The organism is Carboxylicivirga sediminis, assembly GCF_018156225.1.
GTDB classification, from domain to species: Bacteria; Bacteroidota; Bacteroidia; order Bacteroidales; family Marinilabiliaceae; genus Carboxylicivirga; species Carboxylicivirga sediminis.
The window spans coordinates 18,417-35,879 of record NZ_JAGTAR010000034.1; the positions used below are offsets into that span (position 1 = coordinate 18,417).

Genomic DNA, 17,463 nt, shown 5'->3' on the forward strand with positions numbered 1-17,463 from the left:
TCAAATTACGATTTTTTCCTATTTATGTCATTTATCATTTAAAATTTCACTCATTGTTTGAATAACGTGAGTTTCGTCATTTTTTATTTTCCAAAGTGTTCCAAAATTTACAATCCTGAATTCAAGAATTACTCCCTGGGAAACAAAATATTGCTATTGACATTTTGTCGGTATTACGCAGCTATTGTCTGTTTGTTCCGATAAAGGCAATTTTTTTTATAACTAACTAAAAGGAAATCTACGATGATGAATAAATTAATTGCAAGAACGCTTCCGTATTTTCCGAAGAAATTTGTGTGGATTTTTTCGCGAAAATATATTGCGGGAGAGACGATCGATGAAGCTATTCTGGCTTCCAGGCAATTGAATGAAAAGGGCATGCTGGTTACTGTTGACCTTCTGGGAGAGTTTATCACAAATTTGGAACAGGCAAAAAGTAATAAAGATGAATATTTAGCAATCATTGAACGCTTTGAAGCTGAAAAAATCAAGGGAAACTACTCCTTGAAGCCCACTAGTTTTGGTCTGTTACTTGATGCAGAGGTGTGTTATGAATACGTTAGGGAGATTGTTGCAAAGGCGGCTGAGTACAATAATTTTGTTCGCATCGATATGGAAGATTCAAAGTGTGTGGATCTGGAGATTGATATGTTTCGTCGCATAAAGGCTGAATTTCCTAAGCATGTGGGATTGGTTTTTCAGGCTTACTTAAAGCGTACGATGCCCGACCTGGAGGCTTTAATGGATATTCATAATGAAGAGAATCCGATTAACTACCGTTTGTGTAAAGGTATTTATGTAGAACCCAAAGAGATAGCCTATAAAGACTATTATGAGGTAAACGAGCATTACCTAAAAGACCTGGAGTACCTGTTGAAAAATAAGGTATATGCAGGGATTGCTACTCACGATAGAAAACTGGTTGAAGGCGCTATTAAAATCATCGAAGAAAATAATATTCCCGAAGAGCAATTTGAATTTCAGATGCTTTATGGTGTAACACCTGAGCTGCGTAAAGAGATATTAAGCAAAGGTTATAAGATGCGGGTATATGTGCCTTATGGTAAAGATTGGTTTGGCTATAGTACCCGCCGCTTGAAAGAAAATCCTAAAATGGCCTCACATATTATTAAGTCTTTATTTATTAAAGGCTAAGCGTGCAATTTAATTAATTGAGTGTGGCATCTCATCAATACGGTGAGATGCCATTTTGTTTAGTAGCACAAAGGGGTTATTGCCTGAATACGCTTAGATGTTTATAAAAAAGGGTTTGAAATAATCCGCGGCTTAGCATAAACGCATTCATAGATAGCCATAAGGCGTGGTTGCCAATTGAACCCTTCAGCAAGGTAAAAAGCAGAAAGAACATAACTGTTGCCAAAAGCATAGTGTTACGCATGAGGCGTGAAGCTGTGGCTCCAATATAAATACCATCCCAGATGAATGATGAAAATCCGGTTAGGGGCAACAGCATTAACCATGGCAGGTAGTCAGATGCAGTGCTAATCACTTCCTGCTGATTGGTAAATAGCAGGAGCAAATATTGACCGCCTAAAGCATAGAGCATTAAAAAAATAAAGGCAAATGCAAAGCCCCAGCCAAAGAGGTAACGCACAGCGCGCTTTACTTCAGTTATGCTGCGTCCTCCTGTAAACTTACCAACCAGAGCTTCAGCTGCGTAAGCAAAACCATCGAGAAAATAGGAGAACAAAAATAGAAATTGAAGCAAGGCACTGTTGGCAGCCAATATAAGGTCACCATTTCCGGCCGATTTGGAAGTGAAAAAGGTAAAAACAATAATGATACAAAGGGTGCGCAGAAATATGTCGCCGCTAACGTTTAAGAACCCAAACATGCCTTTTTTGTCTATTAATTCATACCAGTCAAATTCCTTAAGTATGTAAGTGTATTTTTTTAAGAACAGGATGATGGACAACATAAAACCAACCACATTGGCCACTACTGAACCCAGGGCTACGCCCTCCACTTTCATGTTCAGTACTTTCACAAAGAAAAAGGATGAGGCAATGTTGACAACATTAATGGTGATGGAGATAATCATTGGATAAATGGCGTTTTGCATACCTAAAAACCATCCGTTAATCACCATTAAGGAGATGGCAAGCGGAGCAGCCCAGATGCGCACATAAAAATAGTCACTGGCCAATTGCTTAACTTCATCACTACCCTCCAGAATTTTCAGGCTGATGCCAACAACTCCTTTCTGAAGCAGAAGAAGTAACAGGCCAGCCGAAAATGCCAGCAATAATCCTCTGAAAAGCATCATGGCCATTTCTTGTTGATTATTTCTGCCAAAAGCCTGTGCTGCCATGCCGCTTAAGCTCATGCGCAAGAAAGCAAAGCCCCAATACACAAAGTTGAATATGACACCACCGAGCGCAACAGCTCCCATAAAAACCGATGAATCCTGGTAGCCCATCAAATGCATGTCAACCATGCCCAATAGGGGGACAGTCAGATTCGTCAGAATATTGGGGATGGCGAGCTTCAGTATGTCTTTATTCATAATGTGTGATATTGGCCTACGAAGATAACTTTATTTGAATAACTGACCGAATACTCTGTAAGGTGTTGGTTGATAAGAGTTAGGTGGTTATTTTATAAATAAAAGATAAAATAGTCTTTATTTTATTTGGACTAATTCCAAATAGTTTTTAGTTTTGAATCGTTATTCTAATTTTAAACCTAATAATAACAATAATATGGCTTTTGAATTACCAAAACTAGAATATGCCTACGATGCATTAGAACCACATATAGATGCACGTACAATGGAAATACACCACACAAAGCACCATGCTGCATATACTAACAACCTGAATGGAGCTGTGGCCGGAACCGAACTGGAAGGACAATCAATTGAAGATTTACTGGCCAACATTTCAAAGCACTCAGTAGCTGTGCGCAATAATGGCGGTGGTTTTTTTAACCACAATTTATTCTGGACTGTAATGTCGCCCAATGGCGGTGGCGAACCAACTGGTGAGTTGGCTGAGGCTATCACTAAAGACTTTGGCTCATTTGATGCCTTTAAAGAGGCGTTTAATAAAGCTGCAGCCACACGTTTTGGCTCAGGTTGGGCATGGTTGGTTAAGCAGGCCGATGGTAAGTTGGTGGTGAGTTCAACCGCTAACCAGGATAATCCATTAATGGATATTGCTGATGTGAAAGGAACACCAATCCTTGGATTGGATGTATGGGAGCATGCTTATTACTTACACTATCAAAATAGACGTCCTGATTATATTGGTGCGTTCTGGAACGTTATCAATTGGGACGAAGTAACGAGACGTTTTAAAGTTTAGTTTGTTCATTTTGTCTGGGAAAAAGGGAATTCAAACGTGAATTCCCTTTTTATTTTTTTAAGGTTTTTGAAAACATAAAAAATGTAAGTTTGTTTAATCCCAAGACAAATATTTAAAACGAACAAATATGAACTTTGAATTACCAAAATTACCGTATGCGCTGGATGCGCTAGAACCTGTTATCTCAAAACAAACCATGGAATTTCACTATGGTAAGCACCATCAGGCTTATGTGAATAACCTGAATAACCTGGTTAAAGGCACTGAATTTGAAAATGCCGATCTGGAAACCATTGTTAAAAAGTCGGAAGGTGGTATCTTTAATAACGGTGCACAGGTTTGGAATCACACTTTTTATTTTATGTCGTTTAAACCTAATGGAGGCGGAGCTCCAAGCGGGGCTTTAGCAGAAGCCATCAATGCTTCATTCGGTTCTTTCGATAAGTTTAAGGAAGAGTTTTCAGCTGCTGCAGCTACTCTGTTTGGATCGGGTTGGGCCTGGTTAGTTAAAAAGGCAGATGGCTCATTAGCCATCGTAAAAGAGAGCAATGCCGGTAATCCAATGCGCGATGGACTAACGCCAATTTTAACCTGCGATGTATGGGAGCATGCCTATTACCTTGATAAGCAAAACCTGCGTCCAAAATACATCGAGGAGTTCTTTAGTATATTGGATTGGGACGTTATTTCAGCCAGGTATTAGTATTAGGAAATTATCTTACTTTTTAGCGAGACTTGATAACATTTTTTGTATATTAAGTCTCGCTTTTTTTACCCGTAAACAATAACTAAAAAACGTTTTTATGCTGAAAGATTTAATTCTTAAAAACCGCAGTTACAGGCGCTTTTATCAGGATGAACCAGTGGAGGTGGAAACCTTGCGTGAGCTGGTTGATCTGGCTCGTTTATCGCCATCGGCCCGTAATGCACAGCCCTTAAAATATTTCTTAGCCAATTCACCGGAAATAAACGATAAAATATTTCCACACCTGTCATGGGCAGGCTATTTGAAAGATTGGGCAGGCCCCGAGAAGGGCGAACAGCCTTCGGCCTACATTGTGGTGTTAAACGATACTGATATTTCGGCCAACTACTTTTGTGATGATGGTATTGCTACCCAAAGCATTTTGTTGGGAGCTGTGGAAAAAGGCTTGGGGGGTTGTATAGTGGGTTCATTAAACCGATTACAATTACACAGAGAGCTTCGCTTGTCGGATAATCTTAAAATTGTGCATATCATAGCATTGGGTAAGCCAAAGGAAGAAGTAAAGATTGAAGCGATGAAAGAGGAAAGTATCAAGTATTGGCGTGATGTACAGCAGGTACACCATGTACCTAAGCGCGATTTGAAAGACATTATTGTTTAAACAGTTTAGTGTATTATTAGAGGCCCGATGTAGTTCTGCATCGGGCCTCTTTATTTGTGTTTTATCCAACCAAATGGCAGCTGGATTGTTACAATTAGTGAACATCTGTTTAAACCATATCTATTAAACTATGAAATTAGGAACACTAATCACTCTGCTCATTTTAATATCCGGTGGCCTTTGTGGACAAGTAACAAACAATGATTCCATCCGGGTTACGGGTGTAGTACTTGAAAAAGATAGTCTGACAGTTTTGCCATACTCCCGTCTTAATCGTCAAACAATGGATTATGCATCGGATGAGAAAGGACAGTTTTCGTTTTGGGCCCGACAGGGTGATGTAGTTCGATTTTCTCACATGGGATTTAAGGATACCTACATTCAGATAAACGATTCATTAAACCAAAAAAATTACCTGTTAGGCGTATTTCTCTCGCGAGATACTATTGAGATTAGCGAAGTTATAGTCATGCCACGATATGAGCGCCTGGCTCTCGAAGCCAAAACAATGCCGTTGGTAATAACGCCAGATATGGCCCGTGCAACAAATAACGTGAGGAACTCTACAAGGCAGGCACTGACACAAACACCTATACGCATGGATGCTGAGATGAATCAAGAAATGGTGTTGCAAGAGAGAACCTGGAGTACTATCTATAAAACACAAATCCCGCCCAGTCAAACAATAGGTGTTACTTCTGATAACATGGCATTGATGCGATTCTTTGAGCCAAAGAATAAACAGAAATTGATGGAGACCGTTCCAACGGCCTTGTCGCGAAACGAGTTGGAATTAATATTACGGATTTATGAACAACGTACTCAAAAGGGCTTGCCAGTTCCTTAAAGAAAAGTGTGAAAGATATAAATCAGATAAATATCAGTTATAAATTAAAAGAAAATAGGCACTTTTGCAGCTTGCAAAATTTGTTCTGTCAAAAAAAGCACAATGGAATTTACTTTAAACGGAGATAAGGGATATTCAAAGGTGGAGTCATACAACGACGAAACAACCAATGAATTATCGAATCACTATCATAAAATACTTGAATCGTTAGGTGAGGACCCTTCGCGTGAGGGGCTGGAGAAAACACCATTAAGGGTGGCCAAAGCCATGCAGTTTTTAACACAGGGCTACCATATGGATCCGGAGGAAATAATTAAGTCGGCCATGTTTCGCGAAGATTATCAGCAGATGGTTGTGGTGAAAGATATTGAACTGTATTCGATGTGTGAACACCATATGCTGCCATTTTTCGGTAAAGCCCACGTGGCCTATATTCCGCGTCATCATATTACCGGATTAAGTAAACTGGCTCGTGTAGTGGAAGCTTTCGCCCGTCGACTGCAGGTGCAGGAACGTTTAACAACGCAAATTAAAGAGTGCATTCAGAATACACTTAACCCACTTGGAGTGGCTGTTGTTATTGAAGCTCAGCACATGTGCATGCAGATGCGTGGGGTACAGAAGCAACACTCGGTAACAACTACATCTGATTTTACGGGTGCTTTTCAGAAAAACCTGGCTACACGCGAGGAGTTTATGAAAATCATTAGTTCGAATTTACACTAGGAGTAATAATACTGAGAAGCCCCGCTAACCTAATTAGCGGGGCTTTTTCATTACTTTTATTGTCATTTAAAAGAATAATACCGCACCAATTTGCAAATATTCAGATTTTAGATCGGCATCGGTTTGATTAACTAAACCCCAGGTATAGCGAGCCTCAACACCGAGCATTAAGAATTTAAAACCTACTCCAAGATGAGCACCTGCATCAAGCGTTGAAAAGTCCCCAACATCGGCTCCAACTTCTGCAAAATCTGATGAGCCACCGAGTTTAACGGCACCATTGACACCACCGAGGGCATACACCGGCCCAAGCTTTAATTTTAGAGACAGGGGTACACTTAAATAATGCAGTTTCAGTTCAGCACTACCTGTTTTACCCCCAACCTGGAAGTATTCAATGCCAGAATCCCATTTGAGCATGGGTACAATATTACTGCTGTTAAAATAGCCTACGTAGAAGTTGTTGTAAGGATCATCAAAGGCCTTATCACCATCTATCTTAAAAAAGCTGTTCTGATAACCGGCCCTAATCCCTCTTCCGTCAGGCCCTTCTTCGGCCTTTACGTTTGAACCAAAGCTTAGCATACCTATGGCCAGGCAAATAATAAGTATTCGTTTCATAGTCTAATAATTAAGTTGATTTGTTGTGCCACACAAATTACTTAATACAAACCAAAAAGTAAAGTTGAGCGTTCTTTGAGGTGATAAGTGAGGGAAGGTATTGGCAGTAATACACACAAAAAAAAGCCGGCCTTTAAAAAAAGAACCGACTCTTATTATAGATTTAGGTATATTTTATATTTCTGGAACAGGCTTTTATATGCCAAATAATTTAAAGCCAACGGCAAATGTTAAAACATCGGTTTTTTGACCGATTTGTGCTTTTGAAATATCTTTCATACCCCACTCGTAACGTACATCGGCTGTGAAGCGCCAGAATTCAGCACCAAGGCCCGCCTGAAATGTCCAGTTGGTATTCTCAACACCATTGTAATCAGGGAAATCAGTTGTTGACTTGGCATTAAATGATGCAACCGGGCCAGCCAAGCCATATATGCTGGCTACTTTCAAATCTAGTAGGCGTGCATTTACCAATAGAGGAATATCCCAGGTATGGTAAGTTACATCAAAACTCATAGGTGTTTGTCCATCAATACTTATACCCTTAAATTCACTTTGTTTTTTAGCATAGTACATTTCTGGTTGGAAGCTAATGTTGCCAACTAACCGCAGGCGACCATAAGCACCAAAAAGAAAACCATTATTGGCTTCGTTTTTAACGGTTTCACCATCCGGGATGTCGCTCAGTTTTATTTTGGTAGAGTTAAAACCGGCTTTTAATCCAACTGCAACACGATCCTGTGCTGATGCCATGCTCACTATAGCTAGCAGGGTAAGCATTAATACTGCCTTTTTCATTGTATTAGGTTTTAATGATTTTTTGTTAGTGTCAAGTAAATGACACCTGCCATGTCAAATACACTTATATAAATTTTTTGTAAGGAAATAGGTATAGCTTCGTCTAAGTCCGTAAATAATCATAAATCAAATATTTATACCATGAAGAAAGGTGTTGCATTATTTTTATTTTTTATTGGAAGTATTTATTGGGTGACAGCTCAGGAGGGCATTCGGGTTAATGAATCAGCTCCCATGTTTACGGCCATCGATCAGCGTGGTGATACCATTGATTTAGCCGAAGAACTGACCGAAAATAAGGTCGTATTGCTGTTTTATAGAGGGCAGTGGTGTCCGTATTGCAACAGGCATATGTCTGCATTACAAGATTCTGTTCATCTGATTAATGCAAAAGGAGCCATGGTAATAGCAGTTACGCCCGAAAACCAGGAAGCCATTGAGGAGACCATAACAAAAACAGGGGCCAAATTTCCGATTATTTACGATAAGGATCATCAAATAATGGACGCCTGGGATGTGACATTTAATTTGAGTAAAAGTAAGCATGTCGCCTACCAGGCAGCAGGCATAAATATTAACCATGCAAGCGGCAATAACGACCGGGCTTTGCCAGTACCAGCTACCTATATAATTTCACGCGAAGGCATTGTAACACACCGTCACTTCGATAAAAATTATAAACAGCGAATGAGTATTCGGGAGATACTGGATAATTTATAATGCATCAGTCTGGCTGATTAGCTTTTTATACGTTTCTAGCACCAGGTAGTTGTTGTCATTAATAAAAAGGACGAGTGGATTGTTTTCACCTCCCTCAAATCGGGTGGTCTTACGTATTAAAGTAAGCACGTATAGCTCCCAGCTTGATTCGCAGCATTGCGATTCGCAGTTGCTTTGTTTTATGCTGAATGAACCGTCGATATTAGCATCATACTTGCCTTCGCATTGGCTGTTGCCGAAACTAAGCCTGAACTCACCTTGTTTTGGGAAATCAATAGAGATGGTTTGCTGCTCTTTTGGTCCCTTAAATGGGTAATCAGGCGCATTAATTGCTTCCAGCTGGTATTCCTTGTTAAAATAGTGTTTTTCGGTAATGTAGGTGGTTGGATCGCAGTTGCTCAATAGAATTATACAACAAATTGCAGTAAGAAATTGGGTTGATTTGGTTAGCATACTGGTTGTTTTAGGTTAGGACAAAGGTAGTTAGATTGCTTGTTTTTAAAAATATATATACAATTTATTTGGGATGAAATTGAAGCTTTATTTTGACTGTATCTTCCACCGGAAAACCTTTATCGGTGGCTGGTAACCATCTTGAACCATTGCGTATTGCACGTATGGTTTCAATGCTGTAAGATTCGCCCGGACTGCGTTTGATTTCAATATTTTTTATTTCGCCTCTTTGATTGATGGTAATAAGCGCCACAACCTGTTCCTTTTTGCCCGTGCCATTAGCAGGGTAGCGCAGGTTCTTCTCCAGCTCAATGATGTAATCATCCAGACCTTTCTCGGGCCGGGCATCTATCTTTTCATCAATCTGACGTTTTTTCTCTGCGCCGTATGATATTGTCACCACCTCACTTAAGGCATAATTTTGTTCTTCCAGTACAAAGTTAAGTGAGTCATTAACCAATAGATCCGACTCTTGTGGGACAAAGCCTATGAAATCAACCCGTATAGACTTGCTGGTGTCTTCAACCGGGATAGCCATTTCATAACTGCCATCAGTTTTGGCCACCGTTGACAGGCTGGTGCCTTTAATATTGACACTGGCTCCCGGAACTGGTTGCTGGCTGCGATCGATAATCCGACCTCTCACAACCAACATATCACCACTACTGCCACTGTCGCTCAGGCCTTGCAGGCTGTTGCCTTCCAGGGTGCCGTAGTCAACGCTCATCACCTCTTTTTCTATCCGGCCAGCCGATGATTTGTGCTTCGGTACTTCAATTTTCATTTCTTCTGTATCGGCCAGCTGAAAATCAGAGTATGATTTAAGCGGTTCGGCGGATTTGTCCGCCTTTGCTGCTACAGCGACCGGTACTTCCATATCAGGTAGAGATTCTTCCGCATCGTTTTCTACCTCAATCATTGCTATTGGCTCTGCTGCTTGTTCGCTCGATATTATTTCAACCTCTGTTTCAGGTTTTATTGCTTCAATAGACTCAGCTTTGGCTGCAACCGGAGCTTTGGGTAGCTCCATGTGGTCCGATACCGTTGGCAGTTGTTTGGGTTGGAGTAGCCACAAAACAGATATAAGTCCAATGGTAAGAGCAAATGATGCTGCTGCATAAAAGGCTGGTCGTTGCCAGATGAATTTCCGTTTACTGATTTTTGATTGAAGAGATGCCATGTCGTCCCTGAACGCTTTGGCACCAATGGACGATAAACCTTCGAGTGCTTCATTTTCGAATGAGTCGTTGAGTAGCCGGCGCTCAAATTCGTGCGCTTCATTGGGCTGCATCTCATTGTTCATATAACGTTGAAATGCATCCGCATCTGTGGTTGTATGTATCTTTCGTTTATTCACTGTATGACTCTATACACAACTTTAAATTTCGCTTCCCATTCTGGATGTAGCTCTTCACCTTTTTAATATCAATGTTTAAATTATCACTTATTTCCTGGTAGCACAACTCCTTAAAGTAGAACAGCTCAATGCAGGCGCGCTGATGCTCTCTTAGCTTATTCAAACACGCTTGCAGACGTTTGTCCATTTCTTCGGGCTCCCAGTTATCACCATTAGGATGCATTATAGCATCTGATTCCATAAAAGGAAGTTCACTTTTTTCAAAATCTTTTTGTTTGCGCAGCTGTGTTTGCTGACTTCGCAATTGCATCAGACAATGATTTTTAGTCACCACATATAGCCAGGGTTTAAAATTGTTAACCTCTTTGCTAAGCAGCTCCCTGCCTAGTTTTTCGTATAACTCCATCACAGCATCCTGCGCATCCTCCCTGTTCTTAAGGTATTTCAGGCACACGCCATAAACCAGGTGCATATAGCGCTCAAACAGCAATCCAAGTACATCAATATTACCGGTTTGCTGAAACTCGCTCAATAGATGTTCGTCGCTTTTCTCCTTGTTTTTAAACCACTTAATCGCCATATGTTACTCTGGTGAATTTAAAAGTAGAAAAAATATCAAAAACTTTTATGGAATCCATCGTAAAGCTGCATCCTAATGGCAAAACGTTTCATGTAAAAACCAATAATGTGTTGTATGATTGCTCTAAAATGCTTGATGTTTTTTGTTTCCTTTTTGTCACAAGGAACAAAAGGAAGTCTGGTTTGGGCGAAGCGCCATTAAAGTAATTATACAGTACCCTATTGATTTAAAACCTTAAGATTATGAAAAAGAAAGTTTTGTTTTTAGTCGCATTAGTTGCCATGCTAGGCATAGGCATACAAGCGCAAACACGAATGGTTACTGGTTTAATTACCGATGAAGCAGGAAGCCCATTGCCGGGCGTTTCGGTGGTGAGTAAAACTACATCAGAAAGCACAGTCTCCGATACGTATGGTAAATACGCGATTAAAGTATCAGGTGAGAAGGATATTCTTCGCTTTAATTTTATTGGCATGGTGCCGCAGGATATCAAGGTAGGGAAGCAAACCGTTATAAACGTAGTACTCAAAGCTGATGTATGTGAAGTGGAAGAAGTGATGGTGGTTGCTTATGGCTCTAGTCAGAAAAGGTCCTTAACAGGTGCAATAAGTGGCATCAAAATTAGAGGAGCAGGTAGAAAAGGTAAGCGACAGAATGCTTTACAAGGACAACAGGCCTATTTTGTAATGAATGATTACGAAGCTGATTTTAATACCGAGAATTATGCCTCTATTAATGAGAACGGTTATAAGCAGGTGACACAGCAACCATTGTCAACTTTCTCGGTGGATGTCGACAGGGCCGCTTACACCAACGTGCGCCGTTTCTTAAACAGCGGGCAGATGCCGCCTCATGATGCAGTGCGTATTGAAGAGATGATCAACTATTTTGATTATGAGTATGAGGCTCCTGCAGATGATCAACCTTTTGCGGTTAAATCAGAACTGGCTGTTTGTCCCTGGAATACTGAGCATCATCTGCTGAAGATTGGTTTGAAAGGACGTGAGATTGAAAAGGATAACCTGCCACCGTCCAACCTGGTGTTTTTAATCGATGTGTCGGGTTCGATGAGTAGTAACAATAAGCTGCCACTGCTTAAGTCGTCGTTCCGATTGCTGGTGAATGAGCTAAGACCCGAAGACCATGTGGCCATTGTGGTGTATGCAGGAGCAGCCGGTGTGGTGCTCCAACCAACATCGGGCAGGGATAAGAAAACGATTCTGGCTGCCCTTGATAAGCTGGAAGCAGGCGGATCAACAGCTGGTGGTGCCGGACTTAAACTGGCCTATAAGTTGGCTAAGGAACATTACCAGGAGCATGCCAATAACCGCATCATCCTGGCTACCGATGGCGATTTTAATGTGGGCGTTAGTTCCAATGCGGCCATGGAAGAGCTGGTTGAGAAGGAGCGTGACAGTGGCATCTTTATGACTGTATTGGGCTTTGGTATGGGTAACTACAAAGACGACTGCATGGAGATAATAGCCGATAAGGGAAATGGTAATTATGCCTATATCGATAACCTCCAGGAAGCACAAAAGACGCTGGTGAGTGAGTTCGGCGGCACCTTGTTTACCATTGCCAAAGATGTGAAGTTTCAGATAGAGTTTAACCCGGCTAAGGTGCTGGCCTATCGCTTGATTGGTTATGAGAACAGGCTATTGAATGATGAAGATTTTAACGACGACACCAAGGATGCAGGTGAGATAGGAGCTGGTCATACGGTTACCGCTTTGTATGAAATCATACCGGTAGGGGCAAAGGATAGCAAGGAGTTGGTTAAATCAGTGGATAAGCTGAAGTACCAAAAGCAAAAGGAGCCTGTAGTGGCGGCTTCGGATGAGTGGTTAACCCTTAAACTGCGCTATAAGCAACCCAATGGAAATAAAAGTCAGCTGATGGAACGACCTGTCAGCGGTGTGGTTAAGCGCTTTGAAATGGCTGGTGACGATTTTCGTTTTGCAGCAGCAGTAGCCGGTTTTGGTATGTTGCTTAGCGACTCGCAGTATAAAGGTGATTTAGACTACGAAACCATCAGGGCGATGGCAAAAGCGGCCCGGGGCGAAGACGAGCAGGGCTTTAAGGCTGAAATGATACGATTGGTAAAAACCGCCGAATCATTGGATGCCAACCTGGTTTATGCCGAATAGGATTCCAAAAGGAAGGTTCGCATTTCAATAAGAAGATAGGGCGAACCTTCTGTTTCATGTTATCTCAATAGCCTTCGTTAAAATTACTGACAGATGCAAATTCTCCACTTATGGCATTACATTCCTCATGGACATGGTATTGTCTTGTTGTACATCAAGTCTGTTCAAATTTCAATCAGATTAGCGGCGCCTCTGAATGATTGGTTTTAACCGGCAGATGAGTGTTCTTCAAAGCCAATAGAGTTATCGCTACTTGCAGATGATTTCCTTACCCTGCAGATTCGGTTCCGGTAAGTGTTAATTGAGTGTTCTTAAATGTCAGATGAGTGATATCGACTGTAGGATCGGTGTTTTCCACTGCGGATAGGAATTGTTTAAATGTAAGCTGCCATTGCTTCAAAGTAGCTGTTGATTTATTAACTGTCAGCTGCAATTGTTTTACTGTAGATGTTGATTGTTGCAATGTAAGATGGCAATGCTTCAGTTCAAATATAGAATTCCCCACTGTAAGCTACAACTGTTTAACTTTAGATAGTGATTGCTTAACTGTATGATGGTAATGTTTCAGTTCAGCTGTTTATTTCCAGGCTAACAGACACGCTTTTTCCAATGAACGTATAAAATTATACGCATTGACGCCATATTTCACAGTCTGACAAATATACCTAAAGGGGTATTAAAGCGTCTGAATAATCGCTATCGCATCAGCCAACAGCGATTAGCTTTTTATCCTTCGATAAAACTGATACCTGCCAAGGCAATGTCTTCCCAGTAGTTGGGGTACGACTTGGTGACCACCATCGGATCGTTAATCACCAGGTTGGCATATTTAAACGCTGCCGGAGCAAAGGCCATCGCCATGCGGTGATCCTTATACGTGTCAATGGTAATAGCTGCTTCCTGTTCGATGACTGTGCGTTCGCCATCCCACTTTAAATCATCAGTATCGTTGCTGCTTAGCTGGTAGCCCAGTTTCTTTAGCTCGTTAATCAGTGCATTAATGCGGTCAGTTTCTTTAATCTTCAGCGTTTGCAGGCCGGTAAAGTGGAAAGGGATATCCATCAGGCAGCAGGTCACCGCCAGTGTCTGGGCCAAATCGGGCTCATTGATAAAGTTATAGTTAAAGCGCCCTGGCTTTTTACCGGTATTCGTCAGTGTGGTGCCTTTCTGCGAGAATTTGGTTTTCACACCCAGCTTATCAAACATATGCTGCACCTGCGAGTCACCTTGCAGGCTTATCTTTTTTAGTCCTTTGAGCGTGACTTCAATGGCCGGATTAAGTGCCACCATCTCATACCAGTAGCTGGCTGCACTCCAGTCCGATTCAGCCGTCACTACCTTGGGCTGATAGGGTGCTTCAGGCACTGTGATCACATTGCCTTTCCAGTGCGAAGTAACACCAAAATCTTTCATCAGAGCCAGAGTCATCTCCAGGTATGGCCGCGAAATAATCTCACCAGTCAGTGTTAGTTTGAGCCCATTTTCGATGGTTGGCGCCACCATTAACAGCGCCGAAATGTACTGACTACTCACATTACCAGGCAACTCCAGTTCACCACCTTCCAGGTTACTGCCAAAGATGCGCAATGGCGGGTAGCCCTCTTTCTCAATATACTCAATCTTAGCGCCCAGCTTGTTCAACGCATCCACCAGCGTTTTAATGGGGCGTTGCTTCATGCGCTCCGAACCGGTCAGTGTCCATTCGCCCACTATCTTCGATAAAAAAGCCGTCAGAAATCGCATAGACGTACCGGCTGCCCCCACATCAAAGCTATTGGTGTTGGAGTTAAGTACACCCAGCATCGCTTTAGTATCGTCACTGTCCGATAGGTTTTTGATTTCATACGGACTGTAGCTTAAAGCATTGAGCAGCAACAGTCGGTTACTGATGCTTTTTGACGATGGTAACTGTATCTGGATGTGATCTGCTGAAGTGGTTGTATTGAGTTGATAGTGCATGGTAAAATGTGATTCTGAAATTGGACAATGATTGGAATGATAAAACTAGCTGATGTTTGTATAAAAATGAAGGGCATCAAACACTTCATCTTTCGTAGCCTGACAGTTTATCTGAATCTTACCGATAGACTCCAGCAATGTAAAGTTAATCTGGTTCGATTCATTCTTCTTATCGTGTGTCATCAACTGGTAGAGCTCTTCAAAATGCGCTTTGTCAAATTCGAAATGGCCAAATATGGCTTCCAGATGATTGGCAATTTCCATTACCAGTGGCATCGGAAAGCCCAATCGTATATGCGAAAGGTATAGTTCACAAATCATTCCAAAAGCCACTGCATAGCCGTGCAGCACAGGTCGGTTTTCGTGCATCGCCAGGCTTTCAAAGGCATGCCCAAAGGTATGGCCAAAATTCAGGGCCTTACGGATGTGATTCTCTAATGGGTCGTTCTGTACAAAATGGTCCTTAATACGTATCGAATCGGCTACCAGCTCTTTCAGCAGCTTGTAGTCTGGGTTCTTAATGTCATAGTTTTTCAGCTGCTCCCATTTGTCAGCCGAATAAATAAAGGCATGCTTCAGCATCTCGGCAAAGCCCGAGATAATATTCTCACCGTCCAGCGTGTCCAGAAAGCTGGTTTCGATCAGCACAGCCGTGGCCTGATTAAAAACACCCACTTCGTTTTTAAATCCTTCAAAGTTAATACCCGTTTTGCCACCAATGGATGCATCCACCTGTGCCAGCAAAGTGGTAGGGATGTTAATAAACTGAATGCCCCGCTTGAAGGTTGAAGCTGCAAATCCACCCAGGTCGCATGGCATACCGCCTCCAAGGGTAATCAGTAAGGATTTGCGGTCGGCGCCACCATGGCTCAGCAGGTGCCATACTTTTGACAGTGACTCAATGCCTTTGTTATGGTCGCCCGATGGGATAATCACCGTTCTGTCAGCCGATAGTCCAATGGCGTCTTTTATCTTGGGGTAGCATAATTCGTAGGCTGTTTCATCTGACAGTAAAAAGACTTTATCGTGCTGAAAACTATTGATGAAATACTCAATGTCTTTCTTTAAATCCTCAACAATAAATACATTCGACTCTTTAGATAATAGCGGATACATTTTTTATGTAATAACGATGAAACAAGCTAACTATGCATCATACCAAAGGACCGCATCAAATTGCTTAGCAGCTATTGCCATGATGCCTGCAAAAATAGTTATTTTTAGCAATTGGATTGATGTTTTTACTTTTCTTTGGGAAAAAGTAACGGTTTGTAATATTTAAAACCTGATAAATATCACATTGAAAGCATTTGACCCGATGAATCATTTTAATCGCGATATATGACCATCAAATTTGACAATAAAGGCAGGGCTAAGAAAGTCAGTAATGTTTTACGCATTATTGTGATGCTGGCCATTGTGCCCATTGGCGTAAACTATTTATGGATTGAAACCACCGATAAGATGGTGGAGATGTTTATGTGGCTGTTTCTGATCGTTATAATTGCCTTGTATTATACAGGTGGATTTTGTTATGTTGAGGTCGATGTAACACCCGCCAAACTGGATGTAAAGTACTATAACCTGTTTCCTTTCTGGCGCGAATATAAGCGCATTGTTATTCCGGTGGAGCGCATCAAGTATGTTAAAGTCAGAAGGGGATTAGGCAGATTCGGCGCTGGTTTATTAATTTGCGGTCGAATAAAGGGGCGATTGGCCATGTTTCCATCCGTTGGATTAAGTGCCTGTAGTCAAAAGCAAATAGAGGAATTAAAAGTGTATGCAGCATCGTTTTCGGATAAATAGCTATTGGAATATAAAGGGGAGAGCCATTGTGTTATCACTGGTTTTACTCACTGTTGCGCAAGGTCTAATGGGGCAGTTCAGTAATAAGGACTGGTACATCAGCCCTAAAATATCATTTGCCGACTATAGCAACCGGCATGATTGGGATGGCTATAGTATTCAAAAGGTGCCGCCTATCTCATTAGCTGTCGAGAAAGGACTGACCGACTACCTGAGTGCAGGGGCACTGATGGGCTTTAGCCGCGATAAGTATAAAAACGATACATTAGCCACCAATGTGCATCGCTACTCCGAATTTGCTTTTGGAGGTGTGGCCAACGTGCATTTTGCCGGATGGATAGAGAAATGGACCAACTATAAAGTGTTTTTGGGCGATTGGGATTTTTATGCAGGCCTTAGTTTGTTAATGAAATGGAATAATGCCCGGGAAGATGATGTCTGGAATGAAGAGACTCAGCAGTTAGTGAGTTCTAAATCAGCTGACTTTAACTTTAGTGTTAGTCCTTTGGTGGGTGTTCGTTACTTTGTTAATGATAACTTTTGTATGCTTCTTGAGATAGGGCCTGGTAATATGGGCTTTTTCACCACCGGTATTACCTTTCGTATTCCTTCTCAATACTATTGATTCAATTGAAGCAGATAGTGCATTGCGGACAGTGACCATCAATTATTCACCTTTCAGTAATCACTTCTCACCTCTTTATCTTATGTCTTAAATCAAGCTACTTCTGAATAGGCTTTTTCATAGATAGT

General features: G+C 41.5%; 19 protein-coding genes. 10 read left to right on the forward strand and 9 right to left on the reverse strand.

The annotated features are described in order from the left end of the window. Window positions 1-243 precede the first annotated feature (243 nt). Window positions 244-1,155 carry a proline dehydrogenase family protein gene (locus KDU71_RS18370; RefSeq protein WP_212192567.1) on the forward strand — a complete coding sequence of 304 codons (912 nt, stop codon included), beginning with the start codon at window positions 244-246 and terminating at the stop codon, window positions 1,153-1,155. 76 nt (window positions 1,156-1,231) lie between these two features. On the opposite strand, the gene KDU71_RS18375 is transcribed toward KDU71_RS18370, so the two are convergent. Beyond that, window positions 1,232-2,527: an MATE family efflux transporter gene (locus KDU71_RS18375; RefSeq protein WP_212192568.1), complete on the reverse strand. Its 1,296-nt coding sequence runs from the start codon at window positions 2,525-2,527 to the stop codon at window positions 1,232-1,234. Between the two features lie 196 nt (window positions 2,528-2,723). Between KDU71_RS18375 and KDU71_RS18380 the strand changes: the two genes are divergently transcribed. The 5 genes from KDU71_RS18380 (at window position 2,724) to folE (ending at window position 6,266) form a co-directional block, all read left to right on the forward strand. Next, the gene (locus KDU71_RS18380; RefSeq protein WP_212192569.1) at window positions 2,724-3,326 is read left to right on the forward strand and encodes a superoxide dismutase; all 603 of its coding nucleotides are present in this window, start codon (window positions 2,724-2,726) and stop codon (window positions 3,324-3,326) included. 127 nt (window positions 3,327-3,453) lie between these two features. Then, complete coding sequence (locus KDU71_RS18385) at window positions 3,454-4,029, forward strand: superoxide dismutase (protein WP_212192570.1); 576 nt, start codon at window positions 3,454-3,456, stop codon at window positions 4,027-4,029. A gap of 100 nt (window positions 4,030-4,129) precedes the next feature. Then, window positions 4,130-4,693: a nitroreductase family protein gene (locus tag KDU71_RS18390; protein WP_212192571.1), complete on the forward strand. Its 564-nt coding sequence runs from the start codon at window positions 4,130-4,132 to the stop codon at window positions 4,691-4,693. Window positions 4,694-4,823: 130 nt separating this feature from the next. Beyond that, window positions 4,824-5,540, forward strand: coding sequence for a peptidase associated/transthyretin-like domain-containing protein (locus tag KDU71_RS18395; protein ID WP_212192572.1), 717 nt, complete (start codon window positions 4,824-4,826; stop codon window positions 5,538-5,540). Window positions 5,541-5,642: 102 nt separating this feature from the next. After that, the gene (gene folE, locus KDU71_RS18400) at window positions 5,643-6,266 is read left to right on the forward strand and encodes a GTP cyclohydrolase I FolE (RefSeq protein WP_212192573.1); all 624 of its coding nucleotides are present in this window, start codon (window positions 5,643-5,645) and stop codon (window positions 6,264-6,266) included. 66 nt (window positions 6,267-6,332) lie between these two features. On the opposite strand, the gene KDU71_RS18405 is transcribed toward folE, so the two are convergent. Then, window positions 6,333-6,887: an outer membrane beta-barrel protein gene (locus KDU71_RS18405; RefSeq protein ID WP_212192574.1), complete on the reverse strand. Its 555-nt coding sequence runs from the start codon at window positions 6,885-6,887 to the stop codon at window positions 6,333-6,335. A gap of 195 nt (window positions 6,888-7,082) precedes the next feature. Continuing rightward, on the reverse strand, window positions 7,083-7,685 hold the full coding sequence (locus KDU71_RS18410; RefSeq protein WP_212192575.1) for a porin family protein: 603 nt from the start codon (window positions 7,683-7,685) through the stop codon (window positions 7,083-7,085). 141 nt (window positions 7,686-7,826) lie between these two features. Between KDU71_RS18410 and KDU71_RS18415 the strand changes: the two genes are divergently transcribed. Beyond that, the gene (locus KDU71_RS18415; RefSeq protein ID WP_212192576.1) at window positions 7,827-8,405 is read left to right on the forward strand and encodes a peroxiredoxin-like family protein; all 579 of its coding nucleotides are present in this window, start codon (window positions 7,827-7,829) and stop codon (window positions 8,403-8,405) included. Here KDU71_RS18415 and KDU71_RS18420 read toward each other — a convergent pair. The 3 genes from KDU71_RS18420 to KDU71_RS18430 all read right to left on the reverse strand — a co-directional run bounded on the left by KDU71_RS18420 (window position 8,400) and on the right by KDU71_RS18430 (window position 10,795). Beyond that, a complete protein-coding gene (locus KDU71_RS18420) occupies window positions 8,400-8,858 on the reverse strand; it encodes a hypothetical protein (protein ID WP_212192577.1) in 459 nt (152 codons plus the stop codon). The genes KDU71_RS18415 and KDU71_RS18420 overlap by 6 nt on opposite strands. 64 nt (window positions 8,859-8,922) lie before the next feature. Continuing rightward, on the reverse strand, window positions 8,923-10,215 hold the full coding sequence (locus KDU71_RS23325) for an energy transducer TonB (RefSeq protein WP_212192578.1): 1,293 nt from the start codon (window positions 10,213-10,215) through the stop codon (window positions 8,923-8,925). Next, the gene (locus tag KDU71_RS18430) at window positions 10,208-10,795 is read right to left on the reverse strand and encodes an RNA polymerase sigma factor (protein ID WP_212192579.1); all 588 of its coding nucleotides are present in this window, start codon (window positions 10,793-10,795) and stop codon (window positions 10,208-10,210) included. The genes KDU71_RS23325 and KDU71_RS18430 overlap by 8 nt, the downstream gene beginning before the upstream one ends. A gap of 242 nt (window positions 10,796-11,037) precedes the next feature. Here KDU71_RS18430 and KDU71_RS18435 point away from each other — a divergent pair, with 242 nt between their 5' ends. After that, window positions 11,038-12,945, forward strand: a complete 1,908-nt coding sequence (locus tag KDU71_RS18435; RefSeq protein ID WP_212192580.1) for a vWA domain-containing protein — start codon at window positions 11,038-11,040, stop codon at window positions 12,943-12,945. A 268-nt stretch (window positions 12,946-13,213) separates the two neighbouring features. On the opposite strand, the gene KDU71_RS18440 is transcribed toward KDU71_RS18435, so the two are convergent. The 3 genes from KDU71_RS18440 to aroB all read right to left on the reverse strand — a co-directional run bounded on the left by KDU71_RS18440 (window position 13,214) and on the right by aroB (window position 16,020). Then, window positions 13,214-13,450, reverse strand: a complete 237-nt coding sequence (locus KDU71_RS18440; protein ID WP_212192581.1) for a hypothetical protein — start codon at window positions 13,448-13,450, stop codon at window positions 13,214-13,216. 221 nt (window positions 13,451-13,671) lie between these two features. Then, window positions 13,672-14,904 (reverse strand): 3-phosphoshikimate 1-carboxyvinyltransferase, encoded by a 1,233-nt coding sequence (gene aroA / locus KDU71_RS18445; RefSeq protein WP_212192582.1) that lies wholly within the window; start codon window positions 14,902-14,904, stop codon window positions 13,672-13,674. A 45-nt stretch (window positions 14,905-14,949) separates the two neighbouring features. Next, the gene (aroB, locus tag KDU71_RS18450; RefSeq protein WP_212192583.1) at window positions 14,950-16,020 is read right to left on the reverse strand and encodes a 3-dehydroquinate synthase; all 1,071 of its coding nucleotides are present in this window, start codon (window positions 16,018-16,020) and stop codon (window positions 14,950-14,952) included. Window positions 16,021-16,245: 225 nt separating this feature from the next. Here aroB and KDU71_RS18455 point away from each other — a divergent pair, with 225 nt between their 5' ends. Then, window positions 16,246-16,710, forward strand: coding sequence for a hypothetical protein (locus tag KDU71_RS18455; protein WP_212192584.1), 465 nt, complete (start codon window positions 16,246-16,248; stop codon window positions 16,708-16,710). Further along, window positions 16,685-17,335 carry an outer membrane beta-barrel protein gene (locus KDU71_RS18460; protein WP_212192585.1) on the forward strand — a complete coding sequence of 217 codons (651 nt, stop codon included), beginning with the start codon at window positions 16,685-16,687 and terminating at the stop codon, window positions 17,333-17,335. Before KDU71_RS18455 ends, KDU71_RS18460 begins: the two co-directional genes overlap by 26 nt. Window positions 17,336-17,463 lie beyond the last annotated feature (128 nt).